Here is a 13,250-nt window from a genome sequence, read left to right on the forward strand (position 1 = left end):
AGGCGCACCTGCGGGGGCGCCTTCTTCATTTTTGCGCGGCCTCCAGCACGCTGTAGGGGCAGACGTCGTCTTCAAAGGGCACATGGCGTCGGCGAAAGCGGGTTCCTGCAAGGGCTTCGGGATCGCGGATCCGGTCCATGCGGAAATGGCGGAAATCTTCGCGGGCGGGGTCCCAGGCGACCAGATACCACAGCGGTGGCAGGATCAGCATGGCCTGCGGCTCTACCGTGCGCCGGGTCTTCCGCCCTTTGGCGTCACAGTAGTCAAACTGAATCCTCTCGCGGCCCAGAAAGGCAGCTTCAAAGGCGGGCAGCAGCGCCGGGTCCATGCGGCCCATATCCGACAGATCCTGACGCGGCGACAGCTTGCCCACATGCAGGCAGTCCAGCAGGGCGCGCAGGTCCTGAACCTTGTCGCGGGGCAGGCTCTTTTCAATGCGCGCCAGCCCCGCATCGGCCAGATCCGAAAACGGCAGATGACCCGCCGCGCGCATGGCGGCGACGCTGATCAGCAGGGCAAAAACCTCGGGCACCGACAGGCGCGCGGTGGTCTGCATGGAGTGCGGGTCCAGCCGCACCCCGCCGCCGCGCCCCACATCGGAATGGATCACAAACCCGTCGTCGCGCAGCGCGCCAATGTCGCGCAGGATTGTGCGGCGCGACACGCCAACATGTTCGGCCAGCGCCTCAATGGTTGTGGTTCCGCTGCGGCGCAGGCTGCGCACAATAGCGTCCTGTCGTTGTCGAAGGGTCATGGGCAGAGCCTTGCTAATAATGGTGACAAAATTTGGCACTGTTAATCGGTAGACCTGATTCCAACATGCACAGACAAGGAGAAATGTGATGGAACGGACTGCCGTGAACCCCTGGGACTGGTCGATCAAGCTTGGCTATCATCAGGCTGAGGTGATTGAGGGCGCGACCCGTCAGCTCATCTGCGCGGGTCAAACCGCTGTGGATGGCGCAGGTGCGCCGCAGCACCCGGATGACATGCGCGGGCAGATCAGCCTTGCGCTCGATAATCTGGAGGCGGTGCTGGCGGGCGCGGGGCTGGACCTGAGCCATGTGGTGAAGCTTGGGATCTATGCCACCGACGTGGACGCGGCGCTTTCGAATTTTGACCTCATGGGGAGGCGGTTTGGCCCGCATCAGGTTGCGCCGCCGATGACGCTCCTGGGGGTGACACGTCTGGCTCTGCCGGGGTTGATGTTTGAAATCGAAGCGACGGCAATGGCCTAACTTCGCGGGCCTCACTCTGTTAGACAAACCACAGAAGAACGCCGCTGACCCCGGCCGCAAAGATGGCGACGGCGGGCACCGTGATCATCCAGGCGACCATGATCTTGAGAAAATGGCTGCGACGCACCAGGCGGCGGCGATGGCGGTCTTCGGGAGCCAACTGCACGCGTTTTGCGTTTTTGCGGCGCTGCTGGCGGTTTTGGAATTCACGGAAGAATCCGATGCCAAACACCGCGCCCACGGCCACATGCGTGGTCGACAGTGGCAGCCCCATCCAGCTGGCCAAGATCACGGTGAACGCCGTGCTCGCGGCCACGCAGAAGGATCGGATTGGGTTCAGTTTGGTGATCTGGTTGCCCACCATGCGGATCAGCCGGGGGCCGAACAACACCACCCCCAGCATCAGTCCAAACGCGCCGATTGCGGCAACCCAATCCGGCACAGCAAACGCGGTTTTTATCAATCCAGCGTCGCCCTGTCCGCTTGCGATCACAATCGCGGCCAGCGGGCCGGCGGCATTGGCCACATCATTGGCGCCATGGGCAAAGCTCATCAGGACCGCGGCCGTCACAAGCGGCAGGCGGAACAGGTGGCGGACGTATTTCTCGTTCGGGGCGAGCGCCCGGACTTGCGCGCGGACAACGGGCACCAGCGCCAAATAGGCCAGCGCTGTGATCAGCACGGCCACGACAGGAATGGTGCCCGCGGGGCGGTGGCCGGGGTCCAGAAACACAGGGGCCAGCACGTGGTCGGGCAGTTTTAGCAGCAGGTAACAGGCAAACAGCCCGGCCATGCTGGCAGAGAAAACCGGCACCCATCTCTGGGCGGCCGAAATCTTATCCGCGCGCTCGGTGATGCGGTTGCGCACCAGCACCAGCAGCAGAACGGCAACCGCAGCCCCAAACAGCGGAGCGATCACCCAGGCCGAGGCAATCATGCCCAACATGGGCAGGTTGACCGCGCCCCAGCCGGAGGCGGCCACCGTGACACCCAGCACCGCGCCAACCACCGAATGTGTGGTCGACACCGGCGCGCCGACCCAGGTGGCGAAATTGACCCAGAGGGCCGCCGAGATCAGGGCGCTGACCATGGCGACAACCAGAACCCGGCCACTGAGAAGGGCGTCTGGGTGGATCAAGCGGTTTGAAATTGTGGCCACGACCTCGTTGCCGCCGATCAACGCGCCAGCGGTTTCCGCAAGGGCTGCAAGAATCAGCGCCGAGGTCAGCGAAATCGCTCCGGCGCCCACAGCCGGTCCCATGGTGTTCGAGACGTCGTTTGCGCCAATGTTCACCGCGAGATAGGCGGCCAGAACCGCGCCCACAGCAACCAGCATCACAGATGGGGACGAGCCAAGCGCAATGGCCGCCGTGACACCGGCCAGCACAATAAACACCAGCGCCAGACCTGCGCCCACCAGCGGCCGAACCACGTAATCCGTGGTCAGCTCCAGCTGGTTCAGCCGGTTGAGATCCTTATCCAAGGATTGCCATTCCGCCTTGGCGCGCTTGCCCACGTGTGCCTGTCCTCTGGGTTCTATTCAGCTGTTGCAGAGCGAAAGACGCTGTACGTCTTTTGCCTGCGAACAAAGGTGTTGCAGGCGTTTAAGCCCTGTGCGCTCAAAAAGCCAGAAAACTGTGACAGATCGTTGGGTGAACGTGGTTTTGGGGAGATTTCCTGTGCAAATGTGGCCGTCAAAGGGCGCGCAGGATCTGTTTCAGCTGCGGTTCGTTGACTTTGTCAGCCGCATCTTCGGGGCTGAACCACTTTCGTTTGCGCTGGTGGCATTCGGGGTAGTCTTCGCTCAGGTCGTGGACGTCGGCCGAATAGACCAACATGTCCAAAGGTTCGACCGCGCCATTGTCCAGCCGTTTGTCGTAGCTGTAGGTGCCAATCGGATCGTCCGAGACAGTTGCCGATTTTACACCTGCTTCTTCCCAGGCTTCCTGAAGGGCGGCCTCGCCGCAGGTTTTGTCCTTCATTGGCCAGCCCTTGGGTAGGATCCAGCGCCCGGTGTCGCGGCTGGTGACCAATAGAATTTCGCGCCCCTTCTTGCCCTCACGGTGGCACAGCGCAGCCACCTGCAACCGGTTTGGCCGGGTCACAAGCGGTTGCAGGACCGAGGTCCAGATCTGGCTCAGGGCTTTGTTCATCGGGGCGGTGCCTGTTTGCGGGTTATTCCGAAATCGGGTTCGGTGTTTTTACGGTTGACCGTACCTAAGTAAACATAGCGCCAATTTCAAGGCGGATATTTCTGCTGAAAGAAAATGTGAACACGTGTGCAGGTCGCGCGTTTGCGCCTGGTAGTTGAGTGTTCGGGCGTGCGGGGCCCGTTATCGGCGCGGTTTTGCGCGCAGGGTCGGGTCGGCTTCGGTGGGGTCTTCGGGCCAGGGGTGTTTGGGATATTGCGCGCGCATGTCCTTGCGCACATCTGCATAAGACCCCTGCCAGAAGCCGGGCAGATCCATGGTGATCTGAATGGGGCGCTGTGCGGGCGACAGCAGCACGATTTTCAAGGGCGCACCGCCAACGGTCGGGTGGCGGGTCACGCCGAACAGCTCTTGCAGGCGGACCTGAATTTCCGGCGCGGCGCTGCTGTAGTCAATCGGGATCTTGCGGCCAAGCGGCGTGGTGAAACTGCCCGGGGCCTCGCGGTCCAGAAGCTGGCTTTGGGTCCAGTCCAGCCGGGTTTTCAGCGCAGGCAGCAGGTCGAAGGCCTTCCAATCCTCGGCAGAGCGCACATTGGTGAGCATCGGCAGCAGCCAGTCTTCAATACTGTCGAGCAGCCCCTGATCCGAGAAATCCGGCAGATCGATCCCCTCAGCCCGGCACAGCTCTACGCGCGCTTGCAGGCGCCGGGCCGCCGCAGAGAGGCGCAGGCCCAAATCTCGTACACCCTCCAGCATGGCTTCGGCGATCTGTTCGGCGGGGGCGCCCTTCCAGACCCGATCCTTCAGCACCACAGCGCCAAAGCGTTCTTGTCGGCGCGCCAGCACACGGCGATCGCGTTTGGACCAGTGGCAGGTTTCGACCCAGTGCACCTGATCGCCAAAGAGGTCGCGAATGTCTGAGGCTGAAATACCCGCAGCCATGCGGATCTTGGCCTCGCGCGGGTTGCCGTCGGTGTCCAGCGCCACAAGGAAAGGGCTGGCCGCAAGCGTGTCTTCATTGGCGAGAATGGCCCCCTTGCCGCCAGACAGCAGAAACCGGGGCGTGTCGCCTTTGCGCCGTTGCCCGATGCGGTCGGGATAGGCGAGGGCCGCAAGCGCGGCGGGGGCGGTTGCGGCGGGGCCACCGTCGCCCCCAGCATCGCCTTTGCCGGACCCGCCGCTATGCCGGGCGAGGCGCTTGGCCTCGCTGGTGATGCGCTGCAATGTGGGCATGTTCAGATCATGTGGGCGGCGCTGGCGGAAGGCTTTGGGATCGCGCAGGGCCTCGAGCCGCAGCATCAGGTCCGCGGGCGCGCCGCGCAAGGGATCGCGTTCTGCCAGAAGCGCGGCCAGCGTCGCGGCGGTTTTGCCCCCTTTGGTCAGCATATGGCCAAGCCGTGGATGCAGGGGCAAGGCGGACAGCGCCCGTCCGTGATCGGTGATCCGGCCTTTGCCATCCAGCCCGCCCAACAGCGTCAGCAGCGCGCGGGCCTCTGACAGGCTGCCGGTCGGGGGCTGTGTCAAAAATGGCAACTCGTCCGGTTCTGCCCCCCACAGCGCCAGTTCCAGCGCCAGATCGGTGAGGTCGGCGGCTTCGATTTCGGCCGGAGGGAAGGCCATCAGCGCGCCTTCTTCGCCTTTGGTCCACAGACGGTAGCAGGTGCCGGGCGCCACACGACCGGCGCGGCCCTGCCGCTGGGTGGCTTCGGCGCGGGTGACTTTTTCGGTGATCAGCCGCGACATGCCAGAGCCCGGGTCAAACCGCGCCCGGCGCGCCTGTCCCATATCGACTACGACACGGATGTCCTGAATGGTCAGCGAGGTTTCCGCGATTGAAGTCGCCAGCACCACTTTGCGGCCATGGGGTTCGGGCTGGATTGCGGCCCGTTGTTCCCCAAAGGGCAGGGCGCCAAACAGCGGCCTTATGTGGCAATCGCCGGGCAGCCGCCCCTCGAGCGCCCGGGCCGCGCGGCGGATTTCGCCTTCGCCGGGCAGAAAGGCCAGAATGCCGCCTGCCTCTGTGCCTGCTTCTTTGCGGGTTTCGCGTTCGGCTTGCAGGATCAGGTCCACCAGCGCATCGACCCGACGCGCTTTGGGGGCGAGGGGTTTTTCCAGCCAGCGGGTTTCCACCGGGAAGCTGCGCCCTTCGGAGGTCACAATCGGGGCCTCCATCAATGCGGCAACAGGGCCTGCGTCCAAGGTGGCGGACATGGCGAGCAGGATCAGATCATCGCGCAATGCGCCCGCGACCTCGAGGCAGAGGGCAAGCCCGAGATCCGCGTTCAAAGAGCGTTCGTGGAATTCGTCAAAGATCACCGCACCGACGCCGGGCAGGTCGGGGTCCGATTGTAGCATCCGGGTCAGGATGCCTTCGGTGACAACCTCAACACGGGTGGATTTGGAGGTTTTGCTTTCTCCGCGCACCCGGTAGCCAATGGTCTGTCCGGGGATTTCGCCCAGAGTTTCGGCCATGCGTTCGGCGGCCGTGCGGGCGGCCAGACGGCGGGGCTCCAGCATCAGGATGCGCCCGTCACAGAGACCCGCCTCCAGCATGGCCAAGGGCACGCGCGTGGTTTTGCCTGCACCCGGCGGGGCCTGAAGCACGGCGCGTCCCTGATCGCGCAGGGCGCGGATCAGGTCGGGGAGGGCGTCATCAATAGGAAGCTTGGGCGAAGAAGAAAGAGGCGCTGTCATGGGCGCGGTTATGGCCTGTCCCCGACGCAAGGTCCAGATCGCGCAGACAGTGCGTTTATGGGACTTAGCCGTCGGTGTCGGCGCTGTGCCATTCCAGCGTGACCGGGCCATAGATGGTTTCCACCCGCCCGCCGATCAGCACATATTGCCCATCACGGCGGCGTACATAATTGAGCGACAGGTCAAAGCTGCCATCTTTGCGCAGATCTTTGTCGCTATAGCCTGCTTCGCGGATAAACGCGCCGCGACAGATGTATCCTGCCTCTGTCTCCAGGGGCGGGCTGAGTACCAGGCGCGTGCGGCGCGCGCCGTCAAACACGGGCAGGTCCAGATTGCACAGGCGGCTTTCCGGATGGGGACCCGCAGCCAGCAAGAGGGCGGTGGCCGGGTCAACTGTGTCGCGCTGCGTCAGCGGGTTCACGGGGGTGGGCGCGTCTTCTTCGGGCTGGCCCAATCCGCCGCTTTCCACACGCGGGATGCCGCCAACATATGTCAGCGTCGCCGAGGACTGGCGGCGGCCGGTGTTGATCGTTTCCGTGTAAGTGCGCGGCTCTGCTGTTTGCCCATTGCGGCGCCAGCGGCCTTCGGATTGCAGGTCAAAGCGTACCTTTGCCACCGTGCGCAACGCGCCGGTGGTGGCAAACCGGCTGATGGTGCGATAGCGGCCATTGATACTGTGGCTGGCGATCCAAAGCTCGCCCAGTTTCAGCCCAAGGCCCCGTACCACATATTGCAGCTCTATCTGCCCCTCGCTGGTCTGCGCCTGTGCGGCCCCGGATTGGCTGTTTGTTCCGGGCAGGCCGATCAGGACAAAGCTCAGAGCCAAAATCGCGCCAAATTTCAGGCTGACTTTGAGGCCCAATTTCGGGTCACGGTTGGAGCGGGACAGAAGCGGGAGGGCCATAAAGGCTCCTTTCACGAGGCGCGACCTGCGCGGTCATCGCGACATCTCGGCGCGGGCTGCTGCGTCAGGGTGGTTCAAAGCTGGACAAATGCCACCCCTCTACGCCATCAAGGCGGGATGGAACAAGGGGGCAGGCACGGACCACTATGGATATCGCAGAGCTGAGTGACAGGATCTTAAACGGAGATCGCCGGGCCTTGGCGCGGGCCATTACGCTGGTGGAAAGCGGGCGTAAGGATCACCGGGCTCTGGCGGATGCGCTGATGGTCAAGCTGGCCGGCGCGGGCCGTCAGGCCCTGCGGGTCGGGTTGTCGGGCACGCCGGGCGTTGGCAAATCCACCTTTATCGAATCCTTTGGGATGATGCTGGTGGCGCAGGGGCTGAAGGTCGCGGTGCTGGCGGTGGATCCGTCCTCGGCACGGTCGGGCGGGTCGATTCTGGGGGATAAAACCCGGATGGAACGGCTGAGCCGCGAGCGATCGGCTTTTATTCGTCCAAGCCCCAGCCAAAACCACCTTGGTGGTGTGGCGCGGCGCAGTCGCGAAGCCGTGGCCCTGTGCGAAGCGGCGGGGTTTGATGTTGTCCTGATTGAGACCGTGGGGGTCGGCCAGTCAGAGACCATGGTGGCTGAAATGGCGGATCTGTTCCTGCTGCTGCTGGCGCCTGCGGGCGGGGATGAGCTGCAGGGCGTCAAACGCGGCATTATGGAAATCGCCGATATGATCCTTGTGAACAAGGCGGATGGCGACCTGAAGGCGACTGCCACACGGACCTGTGCGGATTATTCGGGTGCCCTGCGCCTTTTGCGCAAACGTCCGCAGGATCCCGATGACTTTCCCAAGGCGCTGACAGTGTCCGCGCTTGAAGAGGCGGGGCTCGAGGCCGCATGGGGCGAAATGCAGAGCCTTGCAGGCTGGCGCCGCGAACAGGGGCATTTTGAGGCCAACCGGGCCCGTCAGGCCCGTCATTGGTTTGCCGAGGAAATTCGCCACAGCCTGCTGGCGCGGCTGGAAACCCCCTGGGCCCGGGATCGCATGGCGGTGCTTGCTGATGAGGTGGCCGAAGGCCGTCGCGGCATTGGCGAGGCCGCGCAGGATTTCCTGACCGGACTTGGCAGCTAGGAGCGGGCTGACGGGGCGTTAAAGTCTGGGCTTCAACGCCGTTCTGGCCCTTGTCCACAGGTGAAAACACGTGTACACGAGCGCCAGCGCGTTTGGGGGCGGAAATAATCGCCGGGGCTGCCATAAAACCGTCGTATACGGCTTGACCATCCCCGAGATTCCTCCTAAACGCATCCAACCAGTTTTCGGGCGCAGCCAATGGCCGCGCCCTTGTGATTTGGCGCCTGATTCGAGCTACGCGAGTGGATCGCGTTCGTATGATGCGCCGCAGATACGAAGGAAGATACCATGTCGCGCCGTTGCGAACTGACCGGAAAAGGCCCGATGACTGGCAACAATGTCAGCCACGCCAACAACAAAACCAAACGTCGTTTCCTGCCGAACCTGAACGACGTCACCCTGCAGTCCGAGACCCTGGGCCGCGGTGTGAAGCTGCGCATCTCCGCAGCTGCTCTGCGTTCCGTTGACCACCGCGGTGGTCTGGACGCGTTCCTGGCAAAAGCGAAGGACGTTGAACTGTCCGACGCAGCTCTGAAAATCAAAAAAGAGATCGCAAAAGCACAAGCCGCTCAGGCCTAAGCTTTTCTGGCGGGCTAAGCTCCAGTCTTCGGAGGCGGCCCCCGATCTTTTGAGACAGCAATGTCTGAACCGCCGTGCGAGCCCATCGCGCGGCGGTTTTCCGTTGTGTCGAAATGTGTTGGGATGTGTGGGGCTGGGATGGGCTGGCCCTGCGGCGGAATTGCACCTTGTCGCCGCCTGGCAGCGCTGGCATATCTTGGCGCAAATGAGACCACTGCGGACATACTTGGCCCTGTTTCTGGCCTTTTGCCTTGCGTTGACGGCCCATATGGCGGCCTCGGCGCGCGGGCAGGGGACTGGTGAACAGGCGATCCTTTGTACCGGTGCAGGCGTGGTGGTTGTCTATCTGGATGCGGAAGGCACCCCCACAGGGCCGCCGCATTACTGCCCGGACTGTAGTCTTCATCTTCTGGATGCCCCAGCTTGCCCCGTGTTGCACGCGCGCCCGCTGGACGTGGCCCGCCCTTTGCAACCTGTTGTCACGCCGCAGGTCAAAGGCGCTGTGCAGGTGGTCCATGCGCTTCAGGCCCGCGCCCCGCCGCAACGGGTCTGAGCGCCAAACGACCTATATTCCATTCAGACTGACAGGAGACGACCGATGTCGTTCAAATCCCTTTGTGCAGCTACTGCTGCGACCCTTGCCCTGACCACCGCTGCGTTTGCCGACAGCCAGATCATGGTGCATGATGCCTATGCGCGCTCTGCCAACCCCAAAGCAGGGGCGGCGTTTATGCACATTATGAATCATGGTGATGAAGCCGACCGGCTGGTTGCGGTGAAATCGGATGTATCTGCGCGCACCGAACTGCACACCCATAAAGAAGACGCCAATGGCGTGATGAAGATGATGGAAGTCAAAGAGGGCTTCGAGATCCCCGCAGGTGGTATGCATATGCTGAAGCGTGGCGGCGATCACGTGATGTTCATGGGGCTGAATGCGCCCTTTGAGGACGGCGCCACCGTGCCGGTCACGCTGGTCTTTGAAAAGGCCGGTGAGGTTGTGATCGACGTTGCAGTGGACCAGAAGCGCAAACCCAAACACGGGGGCGCGCATGGCGGTCACGATCATTCGGGCCATGACCATTCGAACCACGGCGATCACTGATCCTGACGCCATGTGACACATCAACCCGTCGCTTAAACGCGGCGGGTTTTTGATGCGGAAATATGAAGGTTTTACTGCGGCTTACATGCCCTGACTGCATGACGGGCTTGACCAAAGGGCACTGTTTTTAAAGAGGTGTCAGGCGTATCCAATAAGCGAAGCAATCGGCCGTAAGGCGTTGAAATTACCGGAGTACTGATATGCGTAACGAGATCCAAAACACTCTGCAGTTTGTCCTGTCCGTTGCGGCTGGCGGCGCGCTGATCTTTGCCCTCGCACTGGGTCATATTGTCTGAACGCACCACCGCCTCCAAAGACAAGAAAAGGGCCGCCCGGAACAGGGGCGGCCCTTTCTGTTTGCTGAGCGCGGGCGGGGAGGATTAGGCCGGTCAGCCCAGCAACAGCTCGGGCAGCCACAGGGCGATCTGCGGCACAAAGGTGGTCAACATCAGCGTCGGCAACCATGCAAAGAGGATGAAGATCAGCGTCGGCCACAGCATGCTTGCCACCGGCGTCTTGGTGATCTTGGCCCCCAGATACAACAGCGGCGCGGTGGGCGGGGTGATATTGGCCATGCCAAGGTTCACACCCAGAACAGCGGCAAAATGGATCGGGTCCATGCCAATGCCCGTGACGATGGGCAAAAGGATCGGTGTGGACAGCAACAGCCCGCTGATATCATCCATCAGCATGCCAATGAGGATCATCACCAGATTGACCATCAGCAGGATCACAATCGGGTTTTCGGACACCGAATAGACCAGATCCTTGGCAATATTGGGGATGTCTTCAAAGATCAGGAATTTGCTGACGATCAGCACCATGAAGATCATCACCATCACCACGCCGATGATCACTCCGGCATCGGTAAGCGCCTCCATCAGGGTGCGCCAGGTGAGACCGCGGTAGACATAGATCGCCACCGGGATGGCATAGACCACGGCCACGCCCGCAGCCTCTGTCGGGGTCATAATGCCGCCGTAGATGCCGCCCAGAATGATCAGCGGCATCAACAGCGCCGGAAACGCCAGCGTGGCTTTCTGTTTGAAAGACATCGCGAAATTCTCGGGCCGGACGTTCAGTTTGATGTCATCATATTTGCGCAGCATGAACTGGTTCACCGTGATCAGCAGCGTGATCAGGATCATCGCGGGCAGGACGGTCGACAGGAAGCATTTCAGCACCGACTGCTGCGCCACCCAACCATAGAGGATGTGGTTGGCGCTGGGCGGGATCAGCAGGCCCAGGGGGCTTGCACAGACGATCAGCGCCGCTGACTGGCCAGCCGGGTAATTCGCCTGCCGCAGGTGCGGCATCATAATGCTGCCAATACAGGTCAGCGTCGCATTGGCTGCACCAGAGATCGACCCGAAAACGCCGCAGGCCAGCACGGTTGCCGCACTCAGGCCACCTTTGAGGTGGCCAATGAACAGCTCTGCCAGTGACACCAGCGGGGCGGCAATGCGGCCGCGCTCCATCACGGTGCCTGCGATCATGAACAGCGGAATGGCCAAGAGCACCAGCGACCGCAGCTTGGTGGACCCCGACGGCAAATAGCCAGTGACGTCATGGCCGCCCATAAAGGCCAGGAACAGCAGTACCGCGCCAAAGGCCACAAAGACGCTGACACCCAGAAGCAGCATGCCGCAGATGATAATGAGACTGCCTGCAAGGATCATTGCGCCGCCTCCTTTTTGGAAGGTTGATCGCTGGGTTCAATGTCATCGCCATAATCGACCTTAATGCCGCGGATATGGGCATAGAGGTAGGCGGCAGAGAACGCCGTCATGAAGAAGAAGCCAAGGAAGATCGCAAGACGCCAGGTGAAATAAGGGATCTTCAACGCCGGTGTGACCTTCCAGATCGGATACTTGCCAATTTCCTCGGCCAGCATCAGGTAGCCCCAATAGAGGATCGCTGCGGTCACAAGGAATTCGATGGTCAGAACCACAAGGCGGCGCCACCAGCGCAGGCGCGGGTTCTTGATCACAATCGACAGGATGTCGGCGTTAATGTGGTGGCCTCCTTCAGAGGCCAGCGCGGAGCCTGCAAAAAAGCCCCAGAAACAGACCGCAAGCAGCCATTCTTCATAGGCAAACAGGTCGCCGTTGAAGCCATAACGGATCACCACCACCAGAAAGAAGGTGACGGACATCAGGGCTCCGCTCAGGATCACAATCCATCGCATAAGGCGCAGCGACCCCAGCAGTGGCACCCCCAGCACACGGGGTAAAACATCGGAAATACGTGCCATCGTCCTTTCCTCCCTCTTGGATGCAGAAAGGAGGGCCGGGGGATCCCGGCACCTCCTGTTGGTTTTGGTGTTAGGTCAGAAACACGGCGCGCTTACTTGAGGCTTACCAGCAGGCGATCGATCAGCTCTTTGCCAACGCTGTCCTGCAGCAGCGGCCAGATCTCGGTGCGGACCTTGTCGGCCATTGCCTGCTGTTCGTCTGCGGTCAGCTTCAGGATGGTGTAGCCTTTTTCCTCGAGCTTCTGTTCAAAGACCGCATCGTTTTCACGGTTGTAGGCAAAGAAGTCATTGGACGCTTTGGAGAAGGCGGCCTGAACGACGCTGCGCTGTTCGTCGCTCAGCTCTGCCCAGGTCTCGGAGGAGGCGTAGTAGGTGGTGTTTTCAGGGATGGAGTTGTACTGCACGAAGTGGCTGCCCACATCGCTCTGGGCAAAGATCGAGTAGGTCGCGGTCTTGGTGCAGCAGATGGCGCCGTCGACGATACCAGACTGGATCGCCGGGAAGATGTCGCCCCAGGACATGGTGGTCGCGCGGTAGCCGATGCTTTCGACCATGGATTTCACAACGTTCGACGACCAGACACGAATGTTCATGTCTTTGGCGTCAAAGGTGTTCCAGTTCTTGGGTTCCTCGGTGGCGACGATGCCAACAAAACCCTCGGGGTTCTGGCCCAGCAGTTCCACGTTGTGGTCGGCGAGGATTTCCTTGAGGATCACATTGTATTCGGAGTCGAGGTTGCGGATCACGCCGTCCATTTCGTCCCAGTTGTTGACCAGGAACGGCATGGAAAGGAACTCCAGACGCTGATCGTTGTCGGCATAGATAAACGCGGATGCGAAATCGATATTGCCGCGCGAGACGTCTTCAAACAGCGCCTCACCAGAGCCCAGCTGGTTGGCCGGGAAGATCGAGATTTTCAGACCAACGTCAGCTGCCTCAATATCGGCTTTGATCTGCTCCATCATTTTGGAGCCCTGGTGGTCGATCGGGAAGGTGCCCGCGAACTTCAGGCGTTTGTCTGCCGCATGGGCGGGCAGGGCCAGCAGGGCTGCTGCGGCGCCGATTTTCAGTGTGGTGAAAAGACCATTGAGTTTCATGTCATGTCCTCCCTTAAGGGATTTGTAGGTTGATTTTGTCGGAGTCCTCGGTGTTGTCCCGGGGTTAATCCGTGGGTCGTATGTGATGCGGAAAAACGGCACCCTGCG

At 61.6% G+C, this 13,250-nt stretch carries 13 protein-coding genes; 5 read left to right on the top strand and 8 right to left on the bottom strand.

Annotated features, from left to right (window positions below; translation table 11 throughout):
- Positions 1–25: 25 nt before the first annotated feature.
- Positions 26–754: a helix-turn-helix transcriptional regulator gene (locus tag TRM7557_RS05390; RefSeq protein ID WP_058289196.1), complete on the bottom strand. Its 729-nt coding sequence runs from the start codon at positions 752–754 to the stop codon at positions 26–28.
- A gap of 88 nt (positions 755–842) precedes the next feature.
- On the opposite strand from TRM7557_RS05390, the gene TRM7557_RS05395 reads away from it, so the two are divergent.
- A complete protein-coding gene (locus TRM7557_RS05395; protein WP_058289197.1) occupies positions 843–1,238 on the top strand; it encodes a RidA family protein in 396 nt (131 codons plus the stop codon).
- Positions 1,239–1,257: 19 nt separating this feature from the next.
- Here the strand turns inward: TRM7557_RS05395 and TRM7557_RS05400 are convergent, their stop codons facing one another.
- The 4 genes from TRM7557_RS05400 to TRM7557_RS05415 form a co-directional block, all read right to left on the bottom strand.
- A complete protein-coding gene (locus tag TRM7557_RS05400; RefSeq protein ID WP_058289198.1) occupies positions 1,258–2,754 on the bottom strand; it encodes an inorganic phosphate transporter in 1,497 nt (498 codons plus the stop codon).
- Between the two features lie 178 nt (positions 2,755–2,932).
- Entirely contained in the window at positions 2,933–3,391 is a 459-nt protein-coding gene (locus tag TRM7557_RS05405) for an NUDIX hydrolase (RefSeq protein WP_058289199.1), read from the bottom strand.
- A gap of 180 nt (positions 3,392–3,571) precedes the next feature.
- Complete coding sequence (gene hrpB / locus TRM7557_RS05410) at positions 3,572–6,082, bottom strand: ATP-dependent helicase HrpB (protein WP_058289200.1); 2,511 nt, start codon at positions 6,080–6,082, stop codon at positions 3,572–3,574.
- Between the two features lie 64 nt (positions 6,083–6,146).
- Positions 6,147–6,986: a DUF3108 domain-containing protein gene (locus TRM7557_RS05415; protein ID WP_058289201.1), complete on the bottom strand. Its 840-nt coding sequence runs from the start codon at positions 6,984–6,986 to the stop codon at positions 6,147–6,149.
- A gap of 146 nt (positions 6,987–7,132) precedes the next feature.
- Here TRM7557_RS05415 and meaB point away from each other — a divergent pair, with 146 nt between their 5' ends.
- The 4 genes from meaB to TRM7557_RS05435 all read left to right on the top strand — a co-directional run bounded on the left by meaB (position 7,133) and on the right by TRM7557_RS05435 (position 9,791).
- The gene (meaB, locus tag TRM7557_RS05420) at positions 7,133–8,107 is read left to right on the top strand and encodes a methylmalonyl Co-A mutase-associated GTPase MeaB (RefSeq protein ID WP_058289202.1); all 975 of its coding nucleotides are present in this window, start codon (positions 7,133–7,135) and stop codon (positions 8,105–8,107) included.
- Between the two features lie 288 nt (positions 8,108–8,395).
- Positions 8,396–8,686 carry a 50S ribosomal protein L28 gene (rpmB, locus tag TRM7557_RS05425; protein ID WP_058289203.1) on the top strand — a complete coding sequence of 97 codons (291 nt, stop codon included), beginning with the start codon at positions 8,396–8,398 and terminating at the stop codon, positions 8,684–8,686.
- Positions 8,687–8,891: 205 nt separating this feature from the next.
- Positions 8,892–9,239: a hypothetical protein gene (locus TRM7557_RS05430; protein WP_074941978.1), complete on the top strand. Its 348-nt coding sequence runs from the start codon at positions 8,892–8,894 to the stop codon at positions 9,237–9,239.
- Positions 9,240–9,284: 45 nt separating this feature from the next.
- On the top strand, positions 9,285–9,791 hold the full coding sequence (locus tag TRM7557_RS05435; RefSeq protein ID WP_058289205.1) for a copper chaperone PCu(A)C: 507 nt from the start codon (positions 9,285–9,287) through the stop codon (positions 9,789–9,791).
- A gap of 389 nt (positions 9,792–10,180) precedes the next feature.
- Here the strand turns inward: TRM7557_RS05435 and TRM7557_RS05440 are convergent, their stop codons facing one another.
- The 3 genes from TRM7557_RS05440 to dctP form a co-directional block, all read right to left on the bottom strand.
- Complete coding sequence (locus TRM7557_RS05440) at positions 10,181–11,470, bottom strand: TRAP transporter large permease (protein ID WP_058289206.1); 1,290 nt, start codon at positions 11,468–11,470, stop codon at positions 10,181–10,183.
- Positions 11,467–12,045 carry a TRAP transporter small permease gene (locus tag TRM7557_RS05445; protein WP_058289207.1) on the bottom strand — a complete coding sequence of 193 codons (579 nt, stop codon included), beginning with the start codon at positions 12,043–12,045 and terminating at the stop codon, positions 11,467–11,469. Before TRM7557_RS05445 ends, TRM7557_RS05440 begins: the two co-directional genes overlap by 4 nt.
- Before the next feature lie 92 nt (positions 12,046–12,137).
- Positions 12,138–13,142 carry a TRAP transporter substrate-binding protein DctP gene (dctP, locus tag TRM7557_RS05450; protein ID WP_058289208.1) on the bottom strand — a complete coding sequence of 335 codons (1,005 nt, stop codon included), beginning with the start codon at positions 13,140–13,142 and terminating at the stop codon, positions 12,138–12,140.
- Between the last annotated feature and the right edge of the window lie 108 nt (positions 13,143–13,250).

This window comes from Tritonibacter multivorans (assembly GCF_001458415.1).
Classification (GTDB): Bacteria; Pseudomonadota; Alphaproteobacteria; order Rhodobacterales; family Rhodobacteraceae; genus Epibacterium; species Epibacterium multivorans.

Excerpts from the sequence above, each read along its gene's own strand:
- TRM7557_RS05390 (WP_058289196.1), bottom strand. The coding sequence starts at position 754 with ATGACCCTTCGACAACGACAGGACGCTATTGTGCGCAGCCTGCGCCGC.
- TRM7557_RS05395 (WP_058289197.1), top strand. The coding sequence starts at position 843 with ATGGAACGGACTGCCGTGAACCCCTGGGACTGGTCGATCAAGCTTGGC.
- TRM7557_RS05405 (WP_058289199.1), bottom strand. The coding sequence starts at position 3,391 with ATGAACAAAGCCCTGAGCCAGATCTGGACCTCGGTCCTGCAACCGCTT.
- hrpB (WP_058289200.1), bottom strand. The coding sequence starts at position 6,082 with ATGACAGCGCCTCTTTCTTCTTCGCCCAAGCTTCCTATTGATGACGCC.
- TRM7557_RS05415 (WP_058289201.1), bottom strand. The coding sequence starts at position 6,986 with ATGGCCCTCCCGCTTCTGTCCCGCTCCAACCGTGACCCGAAATTGGGC.
- meaB (WP_058289202.1), top strand. The coding sequence starts at position 7,133 with ATGGATATCGCAGAGCTGAGTGACAGGATCTTAAACGGAGATCGCCGG.
- rpmB (WP_058289203.1), top strand. The coding sequence starts at position 8,396 with ATGTCGCGCCGTTGCGAACTGACCGGAAAAGGCCCGATGACTGGCAAC.
- TRM7557_RS05430 (WP_074941978.1), top strand. The coding sequence starts at position 8,892 with ATGAGACCACTGCGGACATACTTGGCCCTGTTTCTGGCCTTTTGCCTT.
- TRM7557_RS05435 (WP_058289205.1), top strand. The coding sequence starts at position 9,285 with ATGTCGTTCAAATCCCTTTGTGCAGCTACTGCTGCGACCCTTGCCCTG.
- TRM7557_RS05440 (WP_058289206.1), bottom strand. The coding sequence starts at position 11,470 with ATGATCCTTGCAGGCAGTCTCATTATCATCTGCGGCATGCTGCTTCTG.
- TRM7557_RS05445 (WP_058289207.1), bottom strand. The coding sequence starts at position 12,045 with ATGGCACGTATTTCCGATGTTTTACCCCGTGTGCTGGGGGTGCCACTG.
- dctP (WP_058289208.1), bottom strand. The coding sequence starts at position 13,142 with ATGAAACTCAATGGTCTTTTCACCACACTGAAAATCGGCGCCGCAGCA.